The sequence below is a fragment of the Dehalobacter sp. genome (assembly GCA_023667845.1).
GTDB lineage: Bacteria > Bacillota > Desulfitobacteriia > Desulfitobacteriales > Syntrophobotulaceae > Dehalobacter.
In genome coordinates, this window is sequence record JAMPIU010000016.1 from 1 (window position 1) to 1,755 (window position 1,755).

Annotated in this window: 2 protein-coding genes; both read right to left on the reverse strand. The window is 44.9% G+C overall.

Annotation, left to right across the window (positions count from 1 at the left end):
* Window positions 1-667, reverse strand: a 667-nt coding sequence (locus NC238_00910) for a hypothetical protein (protein MCM1564516.1), incomplete at its 3' end; no start/stop codon positions are given.
* A 225-nt stretch (window positions 668-892) separates the two neighbouring features.
* On the reverse strand, window positions 893-1,755 hold an 863-nt coding region (locus NC238_00915), incomplete at its 5' end, for a hypothetical protein (protein ID MCM1564517.1).

The following is a 1,755-nucleotide window of genomic DNA, read 5'->3' on the forward strand; positions in this document are numbered from 1 at the left end:
TTTGGATGATTGCCAGGATCAATACCAGGCCAACGGCAAGAAAAAAATACACTCCGATCAATTTGGTGGCAACCGTCAGCCCGCAGGTGATCGCGGCAAAATAAAAATTCCTGCCAAGCCGCAGACGATCGCGAACCAGCAGAAAGAGCGTCAGTACAACCAGGAATGTTGCCAATCCATCGGGGTGCCACCACAAATTATTTCCAACCACGGCAGGGACGGAAGCCAGGATAACAAAAAGGGCTATGGATCTATAGGTCCGAAATTCATCCTGCAGGTAGACGAGCATCAGCAGGGCTGCCAGCATGGGGAGTACGCTCACCATCTGGCGAAGGATCAACATGACCAGCGGAATATTCTGCAGTTGTCCAAGCCATTGAAGGGGGACGAGCACGATGGCGGAATATGCGAAATAAACAAAACCGTACGGATAATAATCATAGAAAATGAAATTTTTCAGCGTCTGGGCAAGGTTTTCTCCGGGTTTGATCATGTGAAAAACATAGGGCAGCGGTTCTGCTTCATCGGGATTAAAAACCTGCACCATGGCAATATTCGAGGAAGCCTTGGCGTTCGGCCAGGCGTAGAGGACAAATACGATTGTGGCGAGGGTTAATAAAATAATGAAGTTACGTCTCTGCACTGCATCCCAGGTCTTTTCCTTCATGGCGCTTTGTTCCTGATCCTCATTTGATTTTGCACAATTGACTTTATCTCTAGTTTATCATTCTTATGAGGCGATGTTTTTGAAGGAAAATCTTGATTTCAGTCTTCACTGCTGGAAGGTCGATGCTCCACCCTGAAAGGTCCGTAAAACGGAAGTATCGCGCATAAAGGTTACGGACCGACAGAAAATGTTATGGATATCAACCGGTAACTTGCGCCTGCAAACCTACTTGATGCACCTGTCCATTTTCTCCGGTTCAAGCGTCCACTCAAATAGGGTTTCATATTTTGAATAATAGCTCTTGTCTTCCAACAAGGGATAGTTCAAGCCAAAAACATTTTGGAAGATCAATCGAAAACTGTTTACGGGTGAGATCGAGGAATAGTATCTGTCTTTGATCGAGTTTGGAACCAAATACGCATTCAGAATCGGCAGACGGTGTTCCATGATCGCTCCATGATCGCCTTGAAGAATGATGATGGGCGGGGTCTTCGAATTTTCCAGGATTCTTTGAACAGTATCCAGGATTTGCGTATTGACATATTGAAGTTGATTGAGATACCCGTCGGCAAAGAGTTCGTTGCTGATCGGCGTTACGAAGGCGCCGCTGAAATACCTCCGATCTTTGGTGTAACTTCCATCTGCGCGAAAAACAAACGGGGTATGGGGCACGGTCAAATGTACAAAGGTAAATGTCGGCTCTGGGTCGCCGGATATCTTAATGAGGTTTTCGAACATAAACCTTTGTAATTGGACATGATTGGTGTAGGGAAAGGTTACCTGGTCAAAGATTTGATTAACGACAGGTATATGCGTGTCATAAATTATTTTAAAAATCGAACTTTTTAATAACAGAACCTCGTAGGGATCGATACTCCCGAAAAAGGCGCTTGGTTTGGCGGGTTCCAGGTAGAGGTCGGCGTTTTTAATTTGGGTAAAATCGTACCCTGTTTCGAAGGCAATGGTCTTATACCCCAGTGCTTTGAATTGCTGAAACACAACGGAATTCTTAATTAATTCGGCTTGCAGGTCATTCCTGTATTCCTTTACGCCTGTATTGATTAAAATTGTCTGGATGTAATCGGCAT